Here is a 1,856-nt window from a genome sequence, read left to right as displayed (position 1 = left end):
CAGACAAAGAACAAGCTTCAAAGCCTCTCCAATTATAAAAGCTGCTCCTTTTCCCTCCCTTGTAGGGGAGGGTCAGGGAGGGGTGCAAAGGAGAGGTTTACCAGAGGGGTTTCATATTTGGTTAAACTATCGTTTTGATCAAGCCGTCGGTTTTTGAGAAATCCAGTTGCAATTTATGACAACAATATGAGAAAATGAAGAGAATATGAAAACAACCTAGAGACAATATTAGCGCCTGTGAAACTTGATACTCCACCTGTCAGCATTTCCCAATTATCGGAAACTGAAAGCCAGTTACATCAGACTATAGTTAAGGATCATCCCCAACCGAAAGAATCTGTATTTATGGTCTTTGGGACAACCTTTATCACAATTTTTCTCGCAGAAATTGGTGATAAAACCCAACTTTCCACCTTATTAATGAGTGCAGAATCCCATGCCCCCTGGGTAGTTTTTCTAGGTTCAGCAGTAGCATTAATTACTACTAGCTTACTGGGAGTATTGTTAGGTGGTTGGATATCCACAAAACTCAGCCCGAAAACCGTCGAGAAATCAGCCGGGGTGATGTTGCTGTTAATTTCTCTGATGCTGGTGTGGGATGTGATTCAGGGTTAATACTTATAAATATTGTGAATTAGGGAATTATGAACTGGCATCTTTTAGGACTAAGCTTTGTAACAGTGTTTTTATCAGAATTGGGTGATAAAAGTCAGTTAGCAGCGATCGCACTTTCTGGACAGGGACAATCTCGAAAAGCTATATTTTTTGGTACAGCGGGCGCTTTAGTATTAACAAGTCTCCTGGGCGCATTGGCTGGTGGTGCAGTGTCCCAATTTTTACCTACACGCATTTTAAAAGCGATCGCAGCCATCGGTTTTGCCATCCTCGCCATCCGTCTATTATTACCCAACAGTGACGAGGAATAATTCAAAAAGCAAAAAACTCTGATTTTAAGCTTCCCGCCAACACCAATTTAAAAGCATACCTCCTCCAACCAGCTTCAAAACTTCCAACAGAAAATAACCGCCGTGCAATAAATTCATTGTTGGTGGCATTGAATCACGAGGGAGTAGGCTAAAATTAGCCCCCAGAGCGCACATTTGGGGAGTTAGGAAATAAGTATCTAGAAATACGATTATTAACAGAAGTCCAGATAAAGCAATGATACCCAAACGCCAATTAGATTGAGTTTTGCTAATAGCTAACACAGCAGTTAAAACCACAGCAGCAGACAATAATTCTAAGCGATTAAAATTCCCAAAAACCACATAACCGACTGTAGAAAAATTTTCTTCATTCATCATCCCAGCAACGGCAAGACTAGGCATAATTACCCAATCCAACACCAGACTAGCACTCAGCCAAAAGCCCAGAGTTAAGAGAATGGCCGTTTGCCAAGTTGACTTTTTCAAATTGAGGTTAGAAATGGCGTTCATAAGAATAATTGCTTTGTTGTATTCTTAGAGTTTAACTAAAACAATGATTTTGACAACAAATATCAATTAACTGTTACAAACCAAAAAATAGCGTTATTAAAGCGGTTTCAGACGATTTTGTAAACAAATTTGAAGTTTGATTAACAAATAATTCAAAAATCTGCAAAACTTAATGTCTTTGCGCCCAGAAAATCCAATTCAATAGATTGACTGTTTTAGTATTTAAGATTTGCTAATGCTAACCAAAATTCTATATCTGCTGTAAGTAAGCATAAAGATTCTTATCAGATAGTTTTTAATTGAGTTTTGTAGTTTTTATAGATACTTGTATTTTTAAATTAAATCTTGATTTTTTCCTTATTTTCCAGAGGAAAAGCTGCATCGGAAAAATCAATAGTTTCCCCAGATACAGGTAAACAT

Annotated in this window: 3 protein-coding genes; 2 read left to right on the top strand and 1 reads right to left on the bottom strand. The window is 37.8% G+C overall.

The features are described from left to right. Positions 1-237: 237 nt before the first annotated feature. A complete protein-coding gene (locus IQ228_RS25610; RefSeq protein ID WP_027401803.1) occupies positions 238-615 on the top strand; it encodes a TMEM165/GDT1 family protein in 378 nt (125 codons plus the stop codon). A gap of 29 nt (positions 616-644) precedes the next feature. Further along, on the top strand, positions 645-926 hold the full coding sequence (locus IQ228_RS25605) for a TMEM165/GDT1 family protein (protein ID WP_027401802.1): 282 nt from the start codon (positions 645-647) through the stop codon (positions 924-926). 24 nt (positions 927-950) lie between these two features. On the opposite strand, the gene IQ228_RS25600 is transcribed toward IQ228_RS25605, so the two are convergent. Further along, the gene (locus IQ228_RS25600) at positions 951-1,436 is read right to left on the bottom strand and encodes a hypothetical protein (protein WP_027401801.1); all 486 of its coding nucleotides are present in this window, start codon (positions 1,434-1,436) and stop codon (positions 951-953) included. Between the last annotated feature and the right edge of the window lie 420 nt (positions 1,437-1,856).

It is taken from the genome of Dolichospermum sp. LEGE 00246 (genome assembly GCF_015207865.1).
Classification (GTDB): Bacteria; Cyanobacteriota; Cyanobacteriia; order Cyanobacteriales; family Nostocaceae; genus Dolichospermum; species Dolichospermum heterosporum.
This window is presented reverse-complemented; position numbering and strand designations above follow the sequence as displayed.